The 21,706-nt window shown below is 38.9% G+C and carries 22 protein-coding genes; 11 read left to right on the top strand and 11 right to left on the bottom strand.

Translation table 11 applies throughout. From position 1 onward, the window contains the following. Nucleotides 1-10 precede the first annotated feature (10 nt). Nucleotides 11-874: a pyridoxal kinase PdxY gene (pdxY, locus tag OOA_RS07055; protein WP_008911455.1), complete on the top strand. Its 864-nt coding sequence runs from the start codon at nt 11-13 to the stop codon at nt 872-874. A gap of 270 nt (nt 875-1,144) precedes the next feature. On the opposite strand, the gene OOA_RS07050 is transcribed toward pdxY, so the two are convergent. The 3 genes from OOA_RS07050 to gstA form a co-directional block, all read right to left on the bottom strand. After that, a complete protein-coding gene (locus OOA_RS07050; protein WP_008911454.1) occupies nt 1,145-1,657 on the bottom strand; it encodes a lipocalin family protein in 513 nt (170 codons plus the stop codon). 40 nt (nt 1,658-1,697) lie between these two features. Next, complete coding sequence (locus tag OOA_RS07045; protein WP_008911453.1) at nt 1,698-2,687, bottom strand: YbgA family protein; 990 nt, start codon at nt 2,685-2,687, stop codon at nt 1,698-1,700. A 378-nt stretch (nt 2,688-3,065) separates the two neighbouring features. Further along, complete coding sequence (gene gstA, locus OOA_RS07040; RefSeq protein ID WP_008911452.1) at nt 3,066-3,671, bottom strand: glutathione transferase GstA; 606 nt, start codon at nt 3,669-3,671, stop codon at nt 3,066-3,068. A gap of 459 nt (nt 3,672-4,130) precedes the next feature. Between gstA and OOA_RS07035 the strand changes: the two genes are divergently transcribed. Both OOA_RS07035 and OOA_RS07030 read left to right on the top strand, forming a co-directional pair. Then, nucleotides 4,131-4,943 carry an IS982 family transposase gene (locus OOA_RS07035; protein WP_008911451.1) on the top strand — a complete coding sequence of 271 codons (813 nt, stop codon included), beginning with the start codon at nt 4,131-4,133 and terminating at the stop codon, nt 4,941-4,943. Between the two features lie 144 nt (nt 4,944-5,087). After that, the gene (locus OOA_RS07030; RefSeq protein WP_008911450.1) at nt 5,088-5,954 is read left to right on the top strand and encodes a DUF817 domain-containing protein; all 867 of its coding nucleotides are present in this window, start codon (nt 5,088-5,090) and stop codon (nt 5,952-5,954) included. A 70-nt stretch (nt 5,955-6,024) separates the two neighbouring features. On the opposite strand, the gene fabI is transcribed toward OOA_RS07030, so the two are convergent. The 7 genes from fabI to pspF all read right to left on the bottom strand — a co-directional run bounded on the left by fabI (nt 6,025) and on the right by pspF (nt 13,781). Beyond that, on the bottom strand, nt 6,025-6,813 hold the full coding sequence (fabI, locus tag OOA_RS07025; protein WP_008911449.1) for an enoyl-ACP reductase FabI: 789 nt from the start codon (nt 6,811-6,813) through the stop codon (nt 6,025-6,027). Nucleotides 6,814-6,963: 150 nt separating this feature from the next. After that, complete coding sequence (gene sapF, locus OOA_RS07020) at nt 6,964-7,767, bottom strand: putrescine export ABC transporter ATP-binding protein SapF (protein ID WP_008911448.1); 804 nt, start codon at nt 7,765-7,767, stop codon at nt 6,964-6,966. After that, entirely contained in the window at nt 7,767-8,762 is a 996-nt protein-coding gene (sapD, locus tag OOA_RS07015; protein ID WP_008911447.1) for a putrescine export ABC transporter ATP-binding protein SapD, read from the bottom strand. Before sapD ends, sapF begins: the two co-directional genes overlap by 1 nt. Next, nucleotides 8,762-9,652, bottom strand: coding sequence for a putrescine export ABC transporter permease SapC (gene sapC / locus OOA_RS07010; protein ID WP_008911446.1), 891 nt, complete (start codon nt 9,650-9,652; stop codon nt 8,762-8,764). The genes sapD and sapC overlap by 1 nt, the downstream gene beginning before the upstream one ends. Beyond that, complete coding sequence (sapB, locus tag OOA_RS07005; RefSeq protein WP_008911445.1) at nt 9,639-10,604, bottom strand: putrescine export ABC transporter permease SapB; 966 nt, start codon at nt 10,602-10,604, stop codon at nt 9,639-9,641. Before sapB ends, sapC begins: the two co-directional genes overlap by 14 nt. After that, complete coding sequence (gene sapA / locus OOA_RS07000) at nt 10,601-12,286, bottom strand: ABC transporter substrate-binding protein SapA (RefSeq protein ID WP_008911444.1); 1,686 nt, start codon at nt 12,284-12,286, stop codon at nt 10,601-10,603. Before sapA ends, sapB begins: the two co-directional genes overlap by 4 nt. Nucleotides 12,287-12,785: 499 nt before the next feature. Further along, nucleotides 12,786-13,781 carry a phage shock protein operon transcriptional activator gene (gene pspF / locus OOA_RS06995; RefSeq protein ID WP_008911443.1) on the bottom strand — a complete coding sequence of 332 codons (996 nt, stop codon included), beginning with the start codon at nt 13,779-13,781 and terminating at the stop codon, nt 12,786-12,788. Between the two features lie 252 nt (nt 13,782-14,033). Here pspF and pspA point away from each other — a divergent pair, with 252 nt between their 5' ends. From pspA to OOA_RS06955, 8 genes are all read left to right on the top strand, one after another. Further along, on the top strand, nt 14,034-14,705 hold the full coding sequence (pspA, locus tag OOA_RS06990; protein WP_008911442.1) for a phage shock protein PspA: 672 nt from the start codon (nt 14,034-14,036) through the stop codon (nt 14,703-14,705). Between the two features lie 88 nt (nt 14,706-14,793). After that, nucleotides 14,794-15,024, top strand: a complete 231-nt coding sequence (pspB, locus tag OOA_RS06985) for an envelope stress response membrane protein PspB (RefSeq protein ID WP_008911441.1) — start codon at nt 14,794-14,796, stop codon at nt 15,022-15,024. Then, the gene (pspC, locus tag OOA_RS06980) at nt 15,024-15,380 is read left to right on the top strand and encodes an envelope stress response membrane protein PspC (protein WP_008911440.1); all 357 of its coding nucleotides are present in this window, start codon (nt 15,024-15,026) and stop codon (nt 15,378-15,380) included. The genes pspB and pspC overlap by 1 nt, the downstream gene beginning before the upstream one ends. A gap of 108 nt (nt 15,381-15,488) precedes the next feature. Continuing rightward, nucleotides 15,489-15,671: a hypothetical protein gene (locus OOA_RS06975; protein WP_008911439.1), complete on the top strand. Its 183-nt coding sequence runs from the start codon at nt 15,489-15,491 to the stop codon at nt 15,669-15,671. Nucleotides 15,672-15,800: 129 nt separating this feature from the next. Next, nucleotides 15,801-17,198, top strand: coding sequence for a YcjX family GTP-binding protein (locus OOA_RS06970; protein ID WP_008911438.1), 1,398 nt, complete (start codon nt 15,801-15,803; stop codon nt 17,196-17,198). Then, on the top strand, nt 17,195-18,253 hold the full coding sequence (locus OOA_RS06965) for a YcjF family protein (RefSeq protein WP_008911437.1): 1,059 nt from the start codon (nt 17,195-17,197) through the stop codon (nt 18,251-18,253). The genes OOA_RS06970 and OOA_RS06965 overlap by 4 nt, the downstream gene beginning before the upstream one ends. A gap of 238 nt (nt 18,254-18,491) precedes the next feature. Next, nucleotides 18,492-20,051: a transcriptional regulator TyrR gene (tyrR, locus tag OOA_RS06960; protein WP_008911436.1), complete on the top strand. Its 1,560-nt coding sequence runs from the start codon at nt 18,492-18,494 to the stop codon at nt 20,049-20,051. A gap of 437 nt (nt 20,052-20,488) precedes the next feature. Continuing rightward, complete coding sequence (locus OOA_RS06955; RefSeq protein ID WP_008911435.1) at nt 20,489-20,863, top strand: hypothetical protein; 375 nt, start codon at nt 20,489-20,491, stop codon at nt 20,861-20,863. Nucleotides 20,864-20,913: 50 nt separating this feature from the next. Here the strand turns inward: OOA_RS06955 and tpx are convergent, their stop codons facing one another. Beyond that, nucleotides 20,914-21,417, bottom strand: a complete 504-nt coding sequence (gene tpx / locus OOA_RS06950; protein ID WP_008911434.1) for a thiol peroxidase — start codon at nt 21,415-21,417, stop codon at nt 20,914-20,916. Nucleotides 21,418-21,706: the final 289 nt, after the last annotated feature.

Raw genomic sequence — 21,706 nt, 5'->3', positions numbered from 1 at the left:
TGGGTTCTCCATGAAAAGTGTTCTTTCAATACAATCCCATGTTGTTTTCGGCCATGCAGGAAACAGCGCTGCGGCATTCCCTATGTGTCGGATGGGGGTCGATGTTTGGCCGCTTAATACGGTTCAATTTTCAAATCACACACAATATCCTCAATGGACTGGTACTGTTTTTTCAGGACAGCATTTGACGGATATTGTTAGCGGCTTAGCCAAAATTAATAAACTTCAAATTTGTGATGCTGTATTGAGTGGTTATATTGGCTCTGCTGAACAAGGCAATGATATTCTTGCAATTGTTAAGCAAGTTAAAGCTGCAAACCCTCAAGCACTCTATTTTTGCGATCCGGTGATGGGGCATCCTGAAAAAGGCTGTATTGTCGCTCCAGGCGTTGCTGAATTTTTTTGTCAACAGGCTTTGCAAACAAGTGATGTGATCGCGCCTAACTTACTCGAATTGGAGACTTTATCGGGTAAAACAATCTTAACGGTCGAGCAAGCCGTACAAGCAGCGCGTCAATTGTGTTGTAAAGGCCCTAAAATTGTATTAGTGAAGCATTTGAGTCGAGCTGGCTTCAGAGCTGATCGTTTTGAAATGATCTTAGTCACCGAAGATCATAGCTGGCATATTAGTCGCCCGTTGGTGGATTTTGGTGTAAAACAACCTGTCGGTGTTGGTGATTTAACCAGTGGTTTAATGTTGGTGCACCTATTAAAAGGCGAAAGCTTACCAAAAGCGTTAGAGCATGTTGCAGCTGCTGTATACGAAGTAATGATACAAACCAAAGAGATGGGCGAGTATGAGCTTCAGTTGGTCGCTGCACAGGACAAAATGGTTAATCCAGAACATAAATTCTATGCAACAGAGTTAGATTAAGTATTTTATAAGTTAGTACCTCCCTTCATATCTTCGAAGGGGGATACTGAAAATATAGGTTAAGTGTTAAAAATTAATATACTTTTTATATCTTAGGTTACATAGCCTTGGAGTATAGTCAGTTATCTTAATTAAGTTGTTTATCTATCATTCCCAGTGTTTAATCATCCAAATAGCATCATCTAGCGACAATAAACGCGAATTATTTTATCAAAAAAATGATAAAGGTAAGTTGAGAATATTACATATTAGTTTATTTGTTATGATTTTTTATTGTAATATCATTATTTTACTTCGTTCAAATCCATATTGTGTCGCAAACTGAATGTATTCCTCTAATAATTCAGATGGCATCGTTGGTGTTCTAGATAAAACCCACAAATAATCTTTATTCGGACCAACAACAAGTGAATACTGATAATTATTATCTAACTTAATAATATTGTATCCACCATAAAAAGGACCAAAAAATGAGACCTTTAGCGCACCTTTTTCGGGTGACTCAACAAAATAGGCTTTACCTATACTTTCTTTCCAACGTCCTTGATTTTCCTCCCAACCACGATTAACCACCTTAACTCCACCATCGTCACGGAGTGAGTAATCTGCGGTGACTTGTACTAATCCCTTCTCAAAACGATTATCAATCCGAGCAATTTCATGCCATTGACCTAGATAACGTGATAACTCAAATCCTGTAATAGGGTGAATATCATTTGGAGGTTTTACGCTGCATCCAGACAGTATAAAGGAAGTAAATAACGCAAAAAATGAACGCATCATACAATTCTGACTCTCATCTAGTAATAAATAATATAACTAACTATAGTCCATATCGTAATCTTAGTGCATAGGGATAGGGCTGGAAATAGCGTTGTTGTTGTAAATAATCGTTAGGATATTCTGATAGATAGTGATTAAGCAGTGTGATAGGTGCTAAAAGAGGTTGCATGCCCTGACGATAATCTAGAATTAATAGGCTCAATGCCTGACGCTGTTTGGATGTTAAATTATGTTTAAAGTATCCCTGAATATGCATCAAAACATTGGTATGGCTACGTCGAGTTGCCTGATGCTGTAATAAGGACATAAACTGATTACGATACTCCAGTATAAACGATGACATTGATGTCCATTCTTTAATAGTGGCAACAAAACGGCCCAGCTCGCGATAAAGAGGCTGTGAATGGGCTAACAACAGTAATTTATAGCGAGAATGGAAATCAATCAGTGCTTGTCGTGTCGGATTATTTTCTTTTAGCGTATTTAATTCATTTAACGCAAATACTCGCGTTATAAAATTTTCTCTAATATAGGGATCGTTTAGCCGGCCATCTTCCTCAATGGGAAGCCATGGCATATGTTTTTGTAATTGTGCAGTGAAAATCCCAGTTCCTGCTTTTCGATTACCATTACCTACTGCATCGTAAACACGCACTCGCTCTAGTCCGCAACTAGGTGACTTCGCACAAACAATGTAGCCACTAAAAGGCCAATTTTGGCTTAAATAATCAGTTGAGAAGGAACTCATTTTTTCTGTTAAATTACCGTCACGTCCATCGCTGAAGCGTAAATCAATTTCGCCTTCATTTGATTTGACTAATCTTAAAGCGGGTCGAGGTGTCGGTAAGTTAATGGCCATTTCAGGGCAAACGGATTGATATTCGAAATAATTAGAAAGTTCATCAACAGCAAGTTGAAAGCGTTTATGCCCACCATCAAATCTAACGTTTTTACCGAGTAAGCATGTGCTGATACCTACTAATGCTTTTTTACTTAGCTCTGTGGCAGGGGATGTTTTAATATTAGACATTAGTCACTCTCTATGCTCAGGCTATTGTTATTTTAGGAATCGCTTTGCTTACCACTTAAATATACGTTGATCTATTTCGGATATCTAGTTGATTGACTTCATCATATCAAAACACAAAGAGTTATCTATAAGTAGAGTTAGCTAGGAATTTTAGACAAAATAATCATATGTCACATCAATCACCAATATATCGAGAATTCACGATTTTGATGATTCAGACATACTTTAGTAAATTATTTATTATTAGGAGCGGTAACTCGTAACTTAGTGGAGTTGCTATTATTTAATGAATTTGTTTAGTAAGAGAGGGTATAGTTAGAGGTTTTTCAGTTTCGAATAAAAATATAGCGCCCCAAATGGCAGAGCGCTAAACTACAATTAAATTAGACCTTCCGCTGTTAGAGCTTCTTGAACTTTAGGGCGTTTGGCAATTTTTGCGCAATACTCGCTCAAATGATTGAGATGAGTAATATCGACACCAACCAACTTAGCCCAGTTAGTGACGGTGAATAGATAAGCATCTGCAACGGTAAAGTTATCACCCGCAAAAAAATCTTTTTTTGCCAGTACATCATCGACATATTGGAATTTTTTCACAAGCGTTGCTTTGACCAATGTTTTATATTCTTCAGGGGCACCTGGAGAGAATAGAGGGCCAAAACTCTTATGTAATTCTGTAGAGATAAAATTAAGAGCTTCTAGTTGATGATAGCGTTTCATCGTACCTGCTGGTGCGATTAAGTTTCGATCAATTTTTTGATCTGCAAGATATTGAACAATGACTGCTCCTTCAGTCAATAGTTCACCACTATCTAAAACCAAGGTAGGAACTTGACCTTTAGGGTTGATTGCTAAAAAATCCTTGCCATTTTCTGTTTTTTTGTCTTTTAAATTAACGCGTTCAATGCTGAAATCCAGCCCTGTTTCGCGCAAAATAATATGTGGAGAAAGCGAGCAAGCACCGGGAGCATAATACAATTTCATCATAAAACTCCTAAATAATTATGTGGCAATCAGTAGATTGATATCTATATCAGTATAACACGGTTAATTTTAAACTATTTGCATTAGGTGTCAGTTTTGTTTGAACCCATAAATATTCCCTCATATTTCAAAAAGTAGTGTTTGTGTATACTTTAAGATTGATACCTAATCTTTGTATCAATCATTCCTGTTAAAATCCTCGCTTTGCATTGTCCTACACAAAAAATGTCTAGTTAAAAATTTATACCGAGAATTTTTCAAGCGATATGTGTGTTGATAGCTCGCCACAGTAATGCTAGTTAACCTGAACACAGGATAAGAGAAATAAAAAAGAAAGGAACTAAACGTGGGTTCCGTGATCAGAGCTTTCGACCAAAAAAGAGACTTCTCACAAAGGAACTCACTAGGCTCAATTTAGTTGACTTATTCTGTCATGTCGATGATCGTTGCAAACATTTTATGCCTCAATGGCAAAAATACTTGATTGAAAGTGGTGAACGCCAGCGTTTACGTCAAGGTCGCATGAGTTCAAGTGAAATAATGACTATTATCATCGCCTTTTATTTATCTTATCAGCGTAATTTTAAACATTTTTACATTGGATTCATTGGGATATACCACAAAAAAGATTTTCCAAATTTACTGAGTTATCCCCGTTTTCTTGAAGTCATGCCTACGATTTTAGTTCCATTGAGCTCTTTTTTTACACACGTAAAAGGCCAGCCAACGGGCATTGAATTTATTGATTCAACGAGCCTAAAAGTATGTCATAAATTGCGGATACCTAGGCATAAAATTTTTAAAGGTACAGCAGCGAGAGGAAAAGGGACAATGGGTTGGTTTTATGGATTTAAATTGCATTTAATCGTGAACCATCTGGGTGAAATTGTCGCGGCTAAGCTAACGCCCGCAAATATTGATGATAGAACGCTAGTTCGAGACTGTTCAAAAGGACTTTTCAATAAATCGTATGCAGATAAAGGCTATATTAGTAGAGCATTGACCGAAAATTTAAAGCTGGATGGAATAACATTAATTCAAGGTCAGCGTAGAAATATGATGCCAAAATTGTTAGCGGCTTGGGATAGGGAAATGTTATCTAAACGATTTATTATCAAAACAATTAATGACCAGTTAAAAAATATCACCCAAATTGAGCATTCGCGTCATAGAAGTTTACACGGCTTTATGCTGAATTTACTGGGTGATTTAGTCGCTTATTGCCTGAAACCAAATAAGTTATCACTGAAGCTATCAAATACCGAAAAATAGGACTTCGAGTTATGGCTTAAACCGATCTCAGGTTAGTTACGTAATTATCTATGCATCCATCCCATGGGCTTTTTTATCGAAATCGCGTTGTTTGAATTTGAAGTTTAATTCAATTTATTTAGCGATATAACAAAGGTTGATTGAATGAAAAGAGCGTGTCGAAAAATCAATATTCTTCATAAATTCGACAATTTATTGCTGGCTCACAGGCAAAATAATAGTAAAGGATTTAAACGTTTTATTTTAGAGTTTTTATTTTTCGGATTGATTAATGCGCGCTCATGCTTATTCGCAGGATTCTTTTTTTTAGCACTATTTATTGTTCCGGTAAAAGGAATATTAAATCTACCTCGTTACGATGTGTTACTAGTTTTTGCGGTAGGATTTCAAATATTATTGGTTTGGTCAAAACTAGAAACGCGGGATGAACTAAAAGCAATCTGCGTATTCCATTTAGTGGGGTTTGTAATGGAATTGTTTAAAACATCAGCATCGATTGCATCATGGCAATATCCAGATGAAGCTTATACCAAACTATGGGGGGTTCCTTTATTCACGGGGTTTATGTATGCCGCCGTTGGTAGTTATATCATTCAATCATGGCGTTTTTTCAATGTTCGTATTGAGCATTATCCGCCGTATTGGATGGCAACACTGGTCGCTTTAGCTATTTATATTAATTTTTTTAGTCATCACTATATTGATGATTATCGCTGGTATTTAACGGCTTTTATTTTTGGATTATACGCACGCAGTACCGTGTTTTTTACACCATTAGATAAAGAGCGAAGAATGCCCTTGTTACTTGCTTTTATGTTAATTGGTTTTTTTATTTGGCTCGCGGAAAATTTCGGTACCTTTTTTGGTGTTTGGCAATATCCAGATCAAATTGGTGCATGGTCAGCGGTTCATGCGGGGAAATGGGGGGCATGGTCTTTATTGGTGATTGTAACGTTTACTATTGTCGTTCATCTCAAACATATTAAAACAAATGTTACGATAGCGCGTTAGCAACCGATATGTCGGCTTATCAACGAAAAACGCCACCCGAAGATGGCGTTTTTGATGAAGTAAATAAAACTTATTTCAGTTCTAATTCATTCATTGCTGCGATACTGAAACCACCATCAACATGAACTACTTCACCAGTGATACCAGCTGCAAGATTTGAGCATAGGAATGCAGAAGTATTACCCACATCTTCGATAGTGACTGTGCGGCGAATTGGCGTTACAGCTTCACAGTGAGCGAGCATTTTGCGGAAATCTTTGATACCAGATGCCGCTAGCGTACGGATAGGGCCTGCAGAAACAGCATTCACACGAATACCTTGAGGACCCATTGCGTTAGCCATGTAGCGAACGTTAGCTTCTAAAGATGCTTTAGCTAGGCCCATAACGTTATAGTTAGGAATAGCGCGCTCTGCACCTAAATAAGTCAGCGTCAGTAATGATGCTTGTGGGTTAAGCATTTCACGGCATGCTTTTGCCATTGCAACAAAACTATATGCACTGATGTCATGAGCAATGCGGAAGCCATCACGTGTCACTGCATCAACATAATCACCATCAAGCTGATCTGCCGGAGCAAAGCCGATTGAATGGACAAAGCCATCAAACTTAGGCCAGGATTTTCCTAATTCAGCAAACAGAGTTGTAATACTAGCATCGTCAGCAACATCACATTCGATAACGATGTTAGAGTCTAAAGATGCAGCAAACTCTTGAACGCGAGGTTTCAATTTTTCGTTCTGATAAGTGAACGCGAGTTCTGCACCTTGTTCACGCATTGCTTTTGCAATACCGTATGCAATTGATAATTTACTGGCAACGCCAGTGATTAAAATGCGTTTGCCGGTTAAAAAACCCATAGCATTATCCTTGTTTATTTTCTATTGAAAACGCGAATATAACAGAAGACACAGTGTCTTGGGTAGCTTTCGCATTTCTTATTGACGATTTATCGATATATTACCATGTATTTTGAGAAGAAGGATATTTTGCCGTTCACCTCGGAGCAGTCAAATATCCTGCCGCCATGCATCAATTGATAATGGTTCACCAAAGTGACTTTCAATTAACCGGCGAGTAACATCATGTAATGGTGCCGCCAGTACTTCCGCAGTATTACCACGTTCAACTACAACGCCTTTATCCATAACCAGCATTTTGTCGCTGATATGTTTCATCATTCCTAAATGCTGCGTCACATAGATGTAGGCAATGTCTTGTTTAGCTTGCAGCTCAAGCATCAGGTTGATGATTTGAGAGCGCATAGACATATCTAAAGATGCAAGCGCTTCATCTGCTATGATAATTTCAGGTTGTAAAATTAAAGCTCTGGCTAACGCTACACGTTGTTTTTGGCCTGATGCTAGCATATGCGGATAATATTCCGCGTGATCAGCTAATAAGCCAACTTGGCGCAGTGTCTGAATGATACGGCGTTCCCGTTCAATTCCAGTAAGCTCTGTATTTAGTTTCAACGGTAATTCAAGCGTTTGCCCAATACGTTGGCGTGGATTAAGCGATGTACTTGGATCTTGGAATATCATGCGAACACGCTGACTACGGTAACCATAATCACCGTAATTGAGGCGATGGCCGCGGATCATTATCTCGCCTGATGTGGGTTCAGTGACGCCAGATAACATGCGTGCAAGTGTCGATTTACCCGAACCATTTGCACCGATAATTGCCAGTGTTTGCCCAGCTTGTAAATTAAAGCTAAGTGGCTTTACCGCCTGTAATTCGTAGCGACGAAATAGCCCTTCACGAAAGCGAAATGTTTTTGTTAGATTACGAACCTCAAGTAAGGCTTCCATTAAGATGATTCCTCCGTATTTAGCGGATAATGGCAAGCAAATAGATGATTTTTAACATTACGCAGAGGTGGTGCAACAATACATGTCCGTTGAGCATAAGGGCACCGAGGCCCAAGACGGCATCCAATAGGTAAATGTTCTAATGATGGAATAGCACCGGGCAAGGTATTTAAGCGCCCTTTATGTGGAATAGGGCTTTCTAAATCCGGTATTGAACGAATAAGTGCTTGGGTATAGGGATGGTGAGGACGCTGCAAAATATCAGCAGGCGTTGCACTTTCAACTGTTTGGCCACAATAGAGCACATTAATTCTATCGACTAGCTTTGACATCATTTCCATATCATGACTGATCAGCAAAATAGACATATTATTATTTTGGTTGAGTTTATCGAGTAGACGAAAAATTTGTGCTTGTGTGGTAGATTCCATTGCGTTAGTTGGCTCATCGGCGATTAATAAACGTGGCTGATTAGCAATTGCAATCGCAATCATTACTTTTTGGCATTCACCATCTGTAAGCTCATAAGGGTAGCTACGCATAATATCTTTATGATCTTTGATTCCAACGCGATGTAATAGCTCAATTGCGCGGCGCTTTCGCCAATTAAATCGTTTCCACCAGCGACCTTTATAGGTCCAACTAGGAATGGCTTGAATCAGCTGTTTACCAATGCCTGCCGCAGGGTCAAGACATGACTGAGGTTCTTGAAAGATCATTGAGATATTGTGACCAATCAATTTTCGTCTTTTACGTGGACTAAGCTTAAGCAAATCGATGTCTTGAAAACGAAAACGGTCAGCAGTGACGCGGATGTTATCTTTAGTGACACCACAAATCGCCTTTGCTATTAAGCTTTTACCTGAACCAGACTCGCCCACTAAGCCGCGAATTTCGCCCTCAGACAATGTCATTGATATACGATCGACCGCTTTGACTGGACCGTTTGCTGTCATAAATTCAATGGTTAAATTGCGGATGTCTAACAGAGGCATTATTCAACTCCCGCATTAATGGCTCGATGTAGTCCATCACCTAACAAGTTGACGAACAGAACACTTATCATAATTGCTGCGCCGGGTAAGATAACTGACCAAGGAGCAACATAAATTAGCTCCAAGGTGTCACCCAACATAGCTCCCCATTCAGAAGAAGGCAGTTGCGCACCAAGATCAAGAAAGCCGAGCGCCGCAATATCTAAAATAGCGATAGAAAATGCCCGAGTTAACTCAGTGACGAGGATCGGCGTGATATTAGGTAATACGGTATACCATAAAATAAAAATATTTGATGCACCATCAAGCCTTGCTGCCACAATATATTCTTTATCTAATTCGTCGTGAACAGCGACATAAGTCGTTCTAACCACACGAGGGATCAGTGCTAGACAGATAGCGAGCATCGCATTTTCTAAACTTGCGCCCATAAATGCCACAACAATAATTGCCAGCAGCAAAGAAGGTATGGACAACAGGGTATCAAGAATATGATTAAAAATAGCGGATTTAAGCCCGCGTGTCATTCCCGCAAGACAACCTAAGACTAGACCTATTATGGCAGCAATAAATGTGATTAATAAAGCTGCGCCAAAAGTCGATTTGGTACCAACAATCAGGCGACTAAGGATATCTCTTCCAAGGTCATCAGTTCCAAGGAAAAATGCTACATTACCATAATGTGACCAAGAGGGCGGTAGTAACTGGTAACCCAAAAACTGTTGGTCAATGGTATAAGGTGCGATGTAGGGACCTATAAATGACATCAACAACAAAAATAACACACCATAGAACCCAATCATCGAAAGAATATCTGATGAAAATATATTCCAGACTACCCGAGCTGGCGAAGGCATTTTCTGTTCACGATAAAAGTTATCTGAGGACATACCAATCCTTATGTTTTAACGGGTCCATCATTGCCCCTAAAATATCAGACAGTACGTTGACAGCAATAACTAAAGTCCCAATTACCATCACGCCAGCTGAAATGGCTGAATAATCTTGTTGGCGTATGGCTGTGACTAACCAACGCCCAAGTCCAGGCCAGTTAAACACCACTTCTGTAACCATCGTTAGCGTTAGCATGGTCGAAAACTGTAAACCTAATTTTGGAATAATAGGGGGGATTGCATTGTGAAAAATATGTCGACGAATAATAGTGATCCGAGATAGGCCTCGTGTTGCAGCTGCTTTGATGTAGTTTGCACTAGCAATTTCTTCGGTACTGTTTCGTACCAAACGAATGACTTCTGTAGTGGGCGCTAGGGCTAGTGTTACTACGGGTAAGATCATATGTTCAAGTATATTGATAATCATTTGCTGGCGATAAGGAGAGTCTGAAAGCCAAGCATCAATTAAAGCAAACCCAGTCACAGGGTCTAAATTATAGAGTAAGTCTATGCGACCTGAAACGGGTAGCCAGCCTAGTCGCAAAGAGAAAAAGAGTGTAAGAACGATTGCTAATACAAACACAGGCACAGAAAAACCAAGTAATGCAAAGGTACTAATTGCAATATCGACAGGTTTATTACGCCAAAAAGCGGCAATCATACCAAGCGGAATACCGATAATTAATGCAAACATGAATGCTAAAATGCATAATTCCATAGTTGCAGGAAAGGTATCTTGGAGTTGATCTGTAATGGGTTCGCCGTTGATACTTGATACGCCAAAATCAAAATGTAACAAGCCATCAAAATAGAAAAAATAAGCATCAATCACAGATGCGCCACCTAAAGGGGCATTGGGGGTGAAATAACTGAGGCTAAAGCTTACCAACGAGAGAAAAAACACGGTAACAAGTAGTAATAGGATGCGGCGCAACGAATAGATAATCATGGTTGCAGCTCCTGTTTATTATCAGTTTGGTGATTATTGTCTCCCATATCTCGGTAAACCCCCGCAAATGAAGTATTACCGAATGCGCTAATAACAAGACCTTTCATATCAAAGCGATAGGCTTGCAGTCGTAAAGAGTAAGCGAGTGGTAAAACGGGTAAATCCTCACTTAATATTTGTTGAGCTTGATGATAGTAATCAATACGAGCAGCAAGTTGCTCAGTCAGTAGGGCTTTATGGAGTATTTCATCGAAAGAAGGTTTGCACCAATGACTTAAGTTAGTTTGAGATGCTATCGCAGCACAACTTAAAAGTGGACGAAAGAAGCTATCAGGATCGTTACTGTCTGTCGTCCAACCGGCAAGCGTCATATCATGAGAGCGATCCATTAATTGATTTTCCTGAAAACGACCTTCAACAGAGCGAATATTCATGATAATACCGACCTGTGCTAAGTCGGCTTGAATAAGTTCGGCCATTTTTAAAGGACTAGGATTATAGGATTGTGAAGCAACAGGCACCCAAAGTTCTAGTCGGAGGTTTTCAAGACCCAATTCTTTTAATATTTTTTTAGATAGCTCAGGATTGTAATCGGTCACTTTTGCTTGGTTATCATAAGCCCAAGATGCTCTAGGCAGAATAGAGGCAGCAGTTTCTGCCGTACCATAATAGATTGATTGAATCAGCCGCTCATTATTAATTGCATAAGAGATAGCTTGACGCACCTTGAGTTGATTAAGTGGGGGCTTACTGGTATTAAAGGCCAAATAAGCAATATTCATTCCTGAGCGCATTGAAATACGTAAACGAGGATCATCGCGTAAAACAGATAGTTGACTGGCTGCTGGGTAAGCTAATACATCACATTCCCCAGTTAATAATTTGGAAATACGGCCTGTCCCTCCAGCTCCTACATCAATAACGACTTCTTCCATGCGTGGTTCACCTTTCCAATAGTTATTATTGCGCATCAAACGAACAAATTGACCTGCCTGATAATCATCTAAACGAAATGGACCTGTACCGACAGGGCGCCAATCGATCATTTCTTGGCGATTAATACTGGAAAGGTAGTCAGCATATTCAGCCGATAATATTGGTGCATAGTGTGTGGCTAAATGCCATAAAAACGAAGCATCAGGTGCATTGAGTCGAAATTCAACAGTATAATCATTAAGTTTACGAATACTTTGTACACTATTGGCAAATTGTAAACTATCAAAATAGGGATAACGACCACCATTGATGTAATGATAAGGGTGGTGAGTCTCGAACATACGAGAAAAACTAAACACCACATCATCTGCGTTCATATTACGGGTTGGCGTAAACCATGGTGTTTTTTGAAATTTAACGTCTTTACGTAACGTTAAGCGATACGTTGCGCCATTATCAAGCACTTCCCAGCGAGAGGCTACTTCAGGGGTTAACCGGTAAGTAAATGGGTCAACATCTAATAGGCGATCATAAAGTTGAGCAGCTAGAGGGTCAATTATCAGACCACTACTGACCAACTGAGGGTTAAATGTGGTTACAATGCCATTCACACAATAAATAAAACCATTTTGGCGTATGTCTTTTGGAACATCATTCGCCACGGTGTCTTTATATGACATATTGCCACTAAGAGCTTGAGCTGATAGTGAAAGAGTAAACAAAAGCCAAAAAGTTATTAGGCGCATAGCACTGATATCGTTAACCTGAAATGCTGTATTGTAGCGTAAAAATGGCCTGAGAGGGTATAAGCAAAATATTGTTAATATTTAAGGCTATTATAGCGAGCGATAACAAGAAAAATCGCAATAAAATATAATGAATGAAAAATCAGCTAATTAACTGTTAATGAGAAAATATCGCATTAAATGATTTGCAAATAATAGTGATAACTATTATCATTCGCTTTGTCTCATAGAGAATCGCTCTCAAATGAGGCATGACATTGCTCACATTGCTTCCAGTGTTTTTTATAGCCAGCTTGGGTGCTGGCTTTTTTTTGATTAAAATCTAGTGAGTGGGGATAGAGCAAATAATATCGTCATGAATAACTATTTTCTGTGATTTACCGTTATCACGCCAATGATTTTAAAATCATTTTGCTAAAAGTTACCAAGTACTCTTGCTCTTTGAGAGGCAATTTTTATTCGAATTGAAAATTATTACTTAAGGCAATATAAGCAGGCTTTAGTTATCAAGGCTAATTTGATGCTTTTTAATTAAACCTCTTAATTGGTCGTAACTTAAAGACAATATTTTTGCGGCTTTACGTTGATTTGAGTTACTGTATTTCAACGATTTTTCAACCAATTTCTTTTCACTTTGTTGTTGCCAAAAGCGCAAATCACAAGGTAAAGAAGGTATCATCGTATCGATAGTTATTTCGCTAGAAGTTGAGAGTTCAGCAAGTTTTTCGCCGAATGGGTCAATGATAATTGACTCGACAGGTTCTTCACTATCACCGTGGCGATAAACAGAGCGTTCAACGACGTTTTTTAACTCGCGAATGTTACCTGGCCATTGATATTGCTCTAGTGTTTGCTGTGCTTTTGGGCTAAATCCACTGAAATAAGGGCGTTTTAATTCACCACTCATTGCGATAGCAAAGTGCTCTGCGAGCAACATAATATCGGACAATCGCTCACGTAAAGGTGGGATTCGAATAACTTCAAATGCCAGCCTATCGAGTAAATCAGCTCTAAAACGACCTTGCTTAGCTAACTCAGGTAGGTTCGCATTAGTTGCACAAACAAGCCGCACATCAACTTTAAGTGATTGGCTACCACCGACCCGCTCTAATTCACCGTATTCAATGACACGTAATAATTTCTCTTGTACTGACATCGGTGCAGTAGCGAGCTCATCAAGAAAAAGAGTTCCTTTATCAGCTCGTTCAAAACGACCTTGATGGCGTTTTTGCGCTCCCGTAAAAGAGCCAGCCTCATGTCCAAATAGCTCAGAATCCAGTAAATTCTCATTGAGGCCACTGCAATTAAGAGAGATAAAAGGCTCTTGCCAACGAGTGGAAAGGTAATGTAAACGATCGGCAATCAGTTCTTTACCGGTACCTCGCTCACCAATTACGAGGATAGGCTTGCTGAGCTTAGCGAGTTCAGATGTTCGTTCAAGGACATCTAAAAAATTAGATGAATTACCTAAAATAGAATCGTTAGTGTTTTTCATGGTTATTTTTACCAATAGTTGGTTTTATTGACCTGTATAAACTATAGGTTAGAATATCAATAATGAATACTAAAATAATTTATAGTTTATAAATCATTAGGTTATCATGTGATTTAAAAGTTGGCACGATGCTTGCTATATTTACATCGTAAATGAATACAATGATATAAACGGAGCATCACGTATTGGTTGGAAGCCAAAATCGGGTTGAGGCTCTACTGAATGATAAAATCCATCAAGAGGAAATAAATAATGGGTATTTTTTCACGTTTTGCCGACATCATTAATGCAAATATCGCATCTTTACTGGATAAAGCAGAAGATCCGCAAAAAATGATCCGCCTGATGATTCAGGAAATGGAAGATATGTTAGTCGAAATTCGTTCAACATCTGCTCGTACTTTGGCAGAAAAGAAAGGTTTAGAACGTCGTATCGCGATGGGCGAAAAACAGGTTGCTGACTGGCAAGAGAAAGCAGAGCTTGCATTGGTCAAGGATAAAGAAGACCTAGCCCGTGCAGCGCTGATTGAAAAGCAAAAAGTCAATTCAATGGTTGATACATTAAAGCATGAGTTAATTATCGTTGAAGAAACCCTGACTCGCTTAAAAAGTGAAATTACTGAGCTTGAGAATAAATTGCAAGAAACTCGAGCAAAACAACAGTCAATGACAGTGCGTTTAGAGGCTGCGCAGTCTAGCCGTAATGTTCGCCGTCAGCTGGATAGTGGTAAATTGGATGAGGCTATGGCGCGTTTTGAACAATTCGAACGTCGTATTGATCACATGGAAGGTGAAGCACAAAGTTATGGTATTGGTAAACAAAAATCGTTGGATCAGCAATTTGCTGAGCTTAAAGCTGATGATGAAATTAGCGCGCAGTTAGCTGCACTTAAAGCTAAAATGAATACGAATAAAGATCAGTAATTTTGTATCATTCCCAACGTACCAAGCGCAGCTAATTTGCTGCGCTATGGCAAAGGGTAAATATAACCATTTGATATAAGGAAATGTGATGGGCTATGTTTTTCTGTTTCTCGTATTGATTGTTTTTATAGTCTTTATTCTGCCGTTTTGGTTGTGGTTACACTACAGTAAAAAAAATAACGGGCAGGGGAGTCAGCTAACAGAAAATGAAATTCAGCGTTTAGTGCAGCTTGCAGAGCAATCACAACGTATGCAGCAACGAATCAAAACGTTAGAAGACATTCTAGATGCAGAACATCCTAATTGGAGGCAAAAATAATGACTGATTTTCGCAACCGTAAATTATACCGCTTAACTGATCGTAAAGTATTTGGTGGTGTCTGTTCTGGTCTTGCGCAATATTTAGACTTACCGGTTGCTTTGGTCAGAGCGCTTGCAGTAATTGCACTGTTTATGAGTTTTGGGATAACACTGATTCTGTATATTGTGATGTGTTTCATTGTACAACCAGCGCCTAGTGGTTATCGCGGTGAACAAGATATTGGTCCTGAAGTGACAAATTTATTTAATGAGGTCGATGCGCAACTAAAATCTGGTGAGTTACGATTACGCCAAATAGAACGCTATGTAACGTCAGATACCTATACTGTTAACAGTAAGTTTCGTAATTTATAATAATTATCTTGCCATCGTGTTTCTGGGAATAAGGTAAATACTTTATTCCCTAAAGTATTTACCTAAATAACATAAAACTGATGCGGAAGTACTAAGTAAGGTAATCTTATGCAAACTGATATTAAACGTAAACTAAAACAGCTAGCGAAAAAGCAAGCTATCAGTAAAGGGTTAACAATAGCTGCTACATTAGCATTAACCTATGGGCCTGGTGGTATTATTGGCAAGTTATTAAAAATAGCCGGTAGCAAGTGGGTTATTGGTTATTTTATAAAACGAAGAGTAAAATAACCGAGGAGATTTAAACTAAAATAACGTGGTAATCGATAAAATATCATAAGGCAATTCGCTATCTATAAAATGGCGATGTCGAATTTATGCTAAATTAAGCATTAATAATATCGATTGAGTGGGAGAAATATGAAACGGCTGCAAAATGAATTGACGGATTTGGTGAATCGAGGTGTAGATCGCCATGTCAGGCTCGCAGTAACGGGACTAAGCCGTAGTGGAAAAACGGCATTTATTACTTCTCTTGTGAATCAGTTATTGAATGCCAATAGCGGGGCACGCTTACCACTCTTTTCAGCAGCGCGTGATAAACGTTTGCTTGGCGTCAAGCGCATCCCACAGCGTGATTTTTCAATTCAACGCTTTACTTATGATGAGGGAATTGCCCAGTTATATGGCAATTCGCCTCAATGGCCAACCCCCACGCGTGGTGTCAGTGAAATACGATTGAAACTGCATTATCGGTCGAATGATTCCTTTTTGCGCCATTTTGTTGATAATTCTTCTTTGTATCTCGAAATAGTCGATTATCCAGGGGAGTGGTTACTCGATCTTCCAATGTTAGATCAAAGCTACTTGGAATGGTCGCAGCAAATGAAAACTGTGCAAAAAGGGGAGCGTGATAAATTAGCTAAAAAGTGGCTTGCATTATGCCAAACATGTGACCCATTGGCACCAGCAGACGAAAATTTATTGGCGGCTATTTCTGTTGCCTACACTAATTATCTACAACAATGTAAAGATAAAGGGCAACATTTTATTCAGCCGGGTCGTTTTGTTCTTCCTGGTGAACTCGCTGGAGCACCTGCATTACAATTTTTCCCTTGGCCAGATATCGAAAAAATAGGTGAGAAAAAACTAGCTCAAGCGGATAAAAATACCAACATAGGGATGTTACAACGCCGATATCAGTATTATTGTGAAAATGTCGTAAAAGGATTTTATAAAGATCATTTCCAGCGTTTTGATCGGCAAATTGTGCTGGTGGATTGCCTTCAACCGTTGAATAGTGGTCCCGATGCTTTTAATGATATGCGGATGGCGCTGACACAATTGATGCGTAGTTTTCACTATGGTAAGCGAACTCTGCTCAGACGCATGTTTTCACCTTGTATTGATAAACTCTTGTTTGCGGCGAGTAAATCAGACCATGTTACGCCTGAACAGCATGCTAATTTAGTCTCGTTATTACAACAGCTAGTACAAGAAGCTTGGCAAAATGCAGCATTTGAAGGGATAAGCATGGATTGTATTGGGCTTGCTTCAATTCAAGCAACTGAAAGTGGCATAGTCGACTATAAAGGAGAAAAGCTTCCGGCTTTAAAGGGGCAACGCTTAACGGATGGTCAATCAATGACTTTCTATCCAGGGGAAGTGCCAAGGCGCCTACCTAACGAAGATTTTTGGCAAAAACAACGATTTGAATTTGAAAATTTCCGTCCTCGTCAAATACCACTCGACCAGCCATTGCCACATATTCGTATGGATAGTGCACTTGAGTTTTTGTTGGGAGATAAATTGAAATGAATGAACCAATAAAACAACGGATTGATTTTACACAAAAAAATACTACTGCTGATGCTGAAGAACTTAAAAAGGCACATTATTTTGATACACAAGAGCTACACAGCTTTGTTCCTGTTGATATTGAAATTGAGCAAGATGCTCAAGATGGTGAAGTTGAAAGTTTAATCAATGAAGCATTAAAGCCTAAACGCAGCTTTTGGCGTCGATTAGTTGGTGCGGCTGTTGGTTTATTTGGTGTCAGTGTTATCGCTCAATTAGGTATTTGGATCCACACATCGTGGGTAACACAGGATTGGACTGCTTTAGGTACAGCCGCCGCAGGAGGGTTAATCGTTGTTGCGGGTATTGGCTCTATTTTTACTGAGTGGCGTCGTCTTTATCGTTTAAGGGAACGTGCTGAGGAGCGAGATGTTGCTAGAGAGCTTCTGAATAGCCATGGGATGGGGCAAGGGAAAGTATTTTGTGAAAAACTAGCAAAACAATCGGCACTTTCATCGCAACATCCCGCGGTACAGAGTTGGCAAGCCACTGTTCATGAAACGCATAATGATCGTGAAGTTGTGGAGCTATATAGCAAACTAGTTCAGCCAATTCTCGATGAGCAGGCTCGAAAAGAAATTAGCCGTTCATCCGCTGAATCAGCGCTAATGATAGCGGTGAGTCCTTTAGCCATTGTTGATATGGCATTTATCGCGTGGCGTAATATTCGATTAATTAACCGGATTGCAGCCATTTATGGCATTGAATTAGGCTATTATAGTCGAATTCGTCTATTTCGTATGGTATTGATTAATATTGCATTTGCTGGGGCCTCTGAGTTGATCCGTGAGGTAGGTATGGATTGGTTATCACAGGATATTACCGCACGTCTATCTACTCGAGCAGCTCAGGGGATTGGTGCGGGCTTGTTGACTGCTAGACTTGGTATAAAAGCAATGGAGCTATGCCGACCACTGCCATGGATTGATGATAAACCGCGTTTAGCGGATTTTCGAGGTCAGTTGCTCAGTCAATTAAAAAATGCAGTCCCGAGCAAAAAGGAGCCAAAAAAATAAATATAAAATAATGCTGGCAGGCCGTATTAAATAGTAAAGTAGGCTTGCCAGTAAGAAACCTTGTAATAGCAATAAGCCTTCCTCATTCCTTTATTATTTATTGCTATGATAGTGATTTTTAGATTGTTCTTCATGTAAATTCTAGCTGTCAACAATATGTGACACAGCTACTGTATTCCTTCAACAAATCACGTTAAGATATCCTACCCACAATTATTTCTGCTGAAGGTTTCTATCCATGCGCCTCGAAGTTACTTGCCAAGACCGTATTGGTCTAACACGTGAATTACTTGATTTATTGGTTTTACAAAATATTGATCTTAAAGGCATTGAAATATCAGCGCAAAGGCGAATATACCTTAATTTTACACCTGTTGATTTTCAGGTATTTAGTACATTAATGGCAGAAATACGGCGTATAAATGGCGTAATTGATGTTCGCCGAGTCTTTTTTATGCCATCAGAACGTGTGCATAAGGCGGTGTGGGCCTTATTAAATTCATTTCCAGAGCCGGTTCTCTCTATTGATAACAAATTAAATATCGAATTAGTTAATCCGATGTCGCTTCAGATATTTGGTGTCGATGAAACGAAAATAAAACAAAAAACATTTTCGCAACTCGTTAGTAGTAATGGGTTACAACGTTGGTTTGAACGTGAAGAACCTGAGCCTTATACTGAAAAAATTACAGTGAAAGGTAATGATTACCTTATGCAAGTGACACCTATTATTTTAGCGGATGAAAATGGGAAATCGCATTGCACTGGTGCGGTTTTGCTTCTGAAGTCAGCTGTAATTTTGGATAATCAGCGCAAACAGATAGTTAACGCTGATAATGCAGGATTTGACTTGATCGTCGCCAAAAGTCCAGCTATGGCACATGTTGTTGAGCGAGCAAAGCGCATTGCTATGTTAGATGAACCACTATTATTAGTTGGTGAAACCGGTACAGGCAAAGATATACTCGCTAAAGCATGTCATTTACACAGCGCTCGCGGTAACGCACCGTTCTTGGGATTAAACTGTGCATCACTGCCTGATAATGTAGTTGAAAGTGAGTTATTTGGTTATGCGGCGGGAGCTTATCCTAACGCAATTGAAGGTAAAAAAGGTTTCTTCGAACAAGCGAATGGTGGAACGGTTTTATTAGATGAAATTGCAGAAATGTCTTCACAAATGCAAATCAAATTACTGCGTTTTCTCAATGATGGAACATTTAGGCGTGTTGGTGAAGAACGAGAAGTTAACGTTAATGTGCGTGTCATTTGTGCAACACAAAAAAATCTTCCTGAACTTGTTGCGCAGAAAAAATTTAGAGAAGACCTCTATTATCGCCTTAATGTTTTAACGTTAACAGTTCCGCCCTTACGTGATAGACAAGAAGATATTTTGCCTCTGACAGAAGTATTCGTCACCAATTTTTCAAAAGAGCTGAATATATCTAAACCTCGTATAGCTCCCTCTCTAATTGATTATTTAAGTCGTTATTATTGGCCTGGTAATGTTAGGCAATTGCGTAATGCGCTTTATCAAGGATTAAGCCAATTGGAAGGTGATGTGTTGAACTCACAAGATATCGATCTGCCTGATACGGATAATTTGCAAGCAATTCCAGTTGATTCATTAAATGGTTCATTAGATGAAATTACTAAGCGTTATGAATCATCAGTATTATCACGCTTATATCGTGATTATCCGAGCACAAGGAAATTAGCTAAGCGTCTTGATGTTTCTCATACAGCTATTGCAAATAAGTTACGCGAATATGGGCTCAGCCAGAAAAAAGAACAAGAATAATAGTGAGTAGGGGATTAAGCTTGCTTTTTGATTACTATTATTTTGATTTATATTTGCCAAATTCAACTATAAGAATTGCTTAGCCTAATGAGGTAACTAAAGAATATGACCGCTAATATCAGCGAATTAGTCAAGCTAACAAAAATGGTTATTTAATTAAATATTACGTTGATAATGCAGATATTTTGTCTGCTTATCGATGTTTTAGATAGCTTTGCTTGTTGATTATCAGCATCTTGGCGTTTTGAGTATGTAAAGCACGAAGAGCAAATTTTTATAATTGTGATCACTGGCAATTATTTCACCATTACTAACATTCATTTGTATAAAAAACGAACTATACTTAGATTGGCTAAATGCTGATTTAAAGGTGTATGTAAAGTTTCAGTGGTGATAATTGATATCGCAATGCCATTCGCGCGCTGCAAGGAGCTGCTATGGATCAATTCGTTCTTAACTTTATTGTAAATAAAAAACTTCGTGAGTATTTAAATCAACGTCATTATAAGAATGATATGTTTGAGTCAGCAGCATCTGCTGCTGAGCTATACCTAATGAATAGAGCAGCAGCTCGTTATCTAGAAAAGCGTAATCGTTTTACGTGGGAAGCATTAGTTAAAAATGGGAATAAGCCGCGAGATTTAATTATTGATATATTGACCTCTTTTTGCCCTGCAACAAAAGATCAGGCCATGAGAGTTCTGAGTTGTTGTTCCCATTCGCTAGTGAATATAATGAGTGAAAACAAATTATTTACGAATGTGGTAAAGGCCAAACATCATAAAAAGTTGAATTGGTTATATGTGGAATAATGGGTTAAAAAAATTAGCAGCCAGTATAAAAGCTGGCTGCTGAGGACGTACTACTTCAGCACAGCAAGTGCTTTATCATAGTCTGGCTCTTCAGTAATCTCTGGAACCAGTTGGCTATAAATAACCTTGTCATTCTCATCAAGTACAACAACAGAACGAGCTGTTAAGCCTTTGAGTGGGCCGCTTGCAATTGCTACACCGTAATCTTGTGCAAATTCAGGGGTGCGGAATGTAGAAAGTGTCACGACATTTTCTAAATCTTCTGCGCCACAAAAACGCGCTTGAGCGAAAGGTAAGTCTGCTGAAATACATAAAACGACAGTGTTGTTTAGGTCGCTTGCTAATTGGTTAAATTTACGGACAGATGCCGCACAAACACCAGTATCAACACTTGGGAAAATATTTAGAACTTTGCGTTTACCCTTATAAGTTTCTAATGTTGCTTCTGAAAGATCTTTAGCAACTAAGGTAAAAGCTTTAGCCTGATGACCAGCTTGTAAGAATTCACCGTCAACGGCGATGTCGTTACCTTTCAATTTTACTGACTGTGACATATTTTTCTCCCGTTAATGAGTAAGTGTGTAAGATTGGTAGATCATCTATTTAAGTAGGGTTGACTGGCGATTAAGTTAACCTCACATGAACCTACAATATCACATACTAAGTTTCATTCCATCATTGACCACGTGGTATATTAAACCACATAATTCAGATAGCTATCCTGCTAATAAGTGCCATCTAAAACCATATTTTCTTGTTATTCGTTATTCTAAAACATAATCATTAGTGTAACAAATTGAGGCTAACTTAGCGCTAACTCATTAGTGTTTTCTGATAATAAAT

The organism is Providencia burhodogranariea DSM 19968 (assembly GCF_000314855.2).
Classification (GTDB): Bacteria; Pseudomonadota; Gammaproteobacteria; order Enterobacterales; family Enterobacteriaceae; genus Providencia; species Providencia burhodogranariea.
The sequence above is the reverse complement of the archived record's forward strand: the minus strand, read 5'-3'. Positions and strand labels throughout refer to the sequence as shown.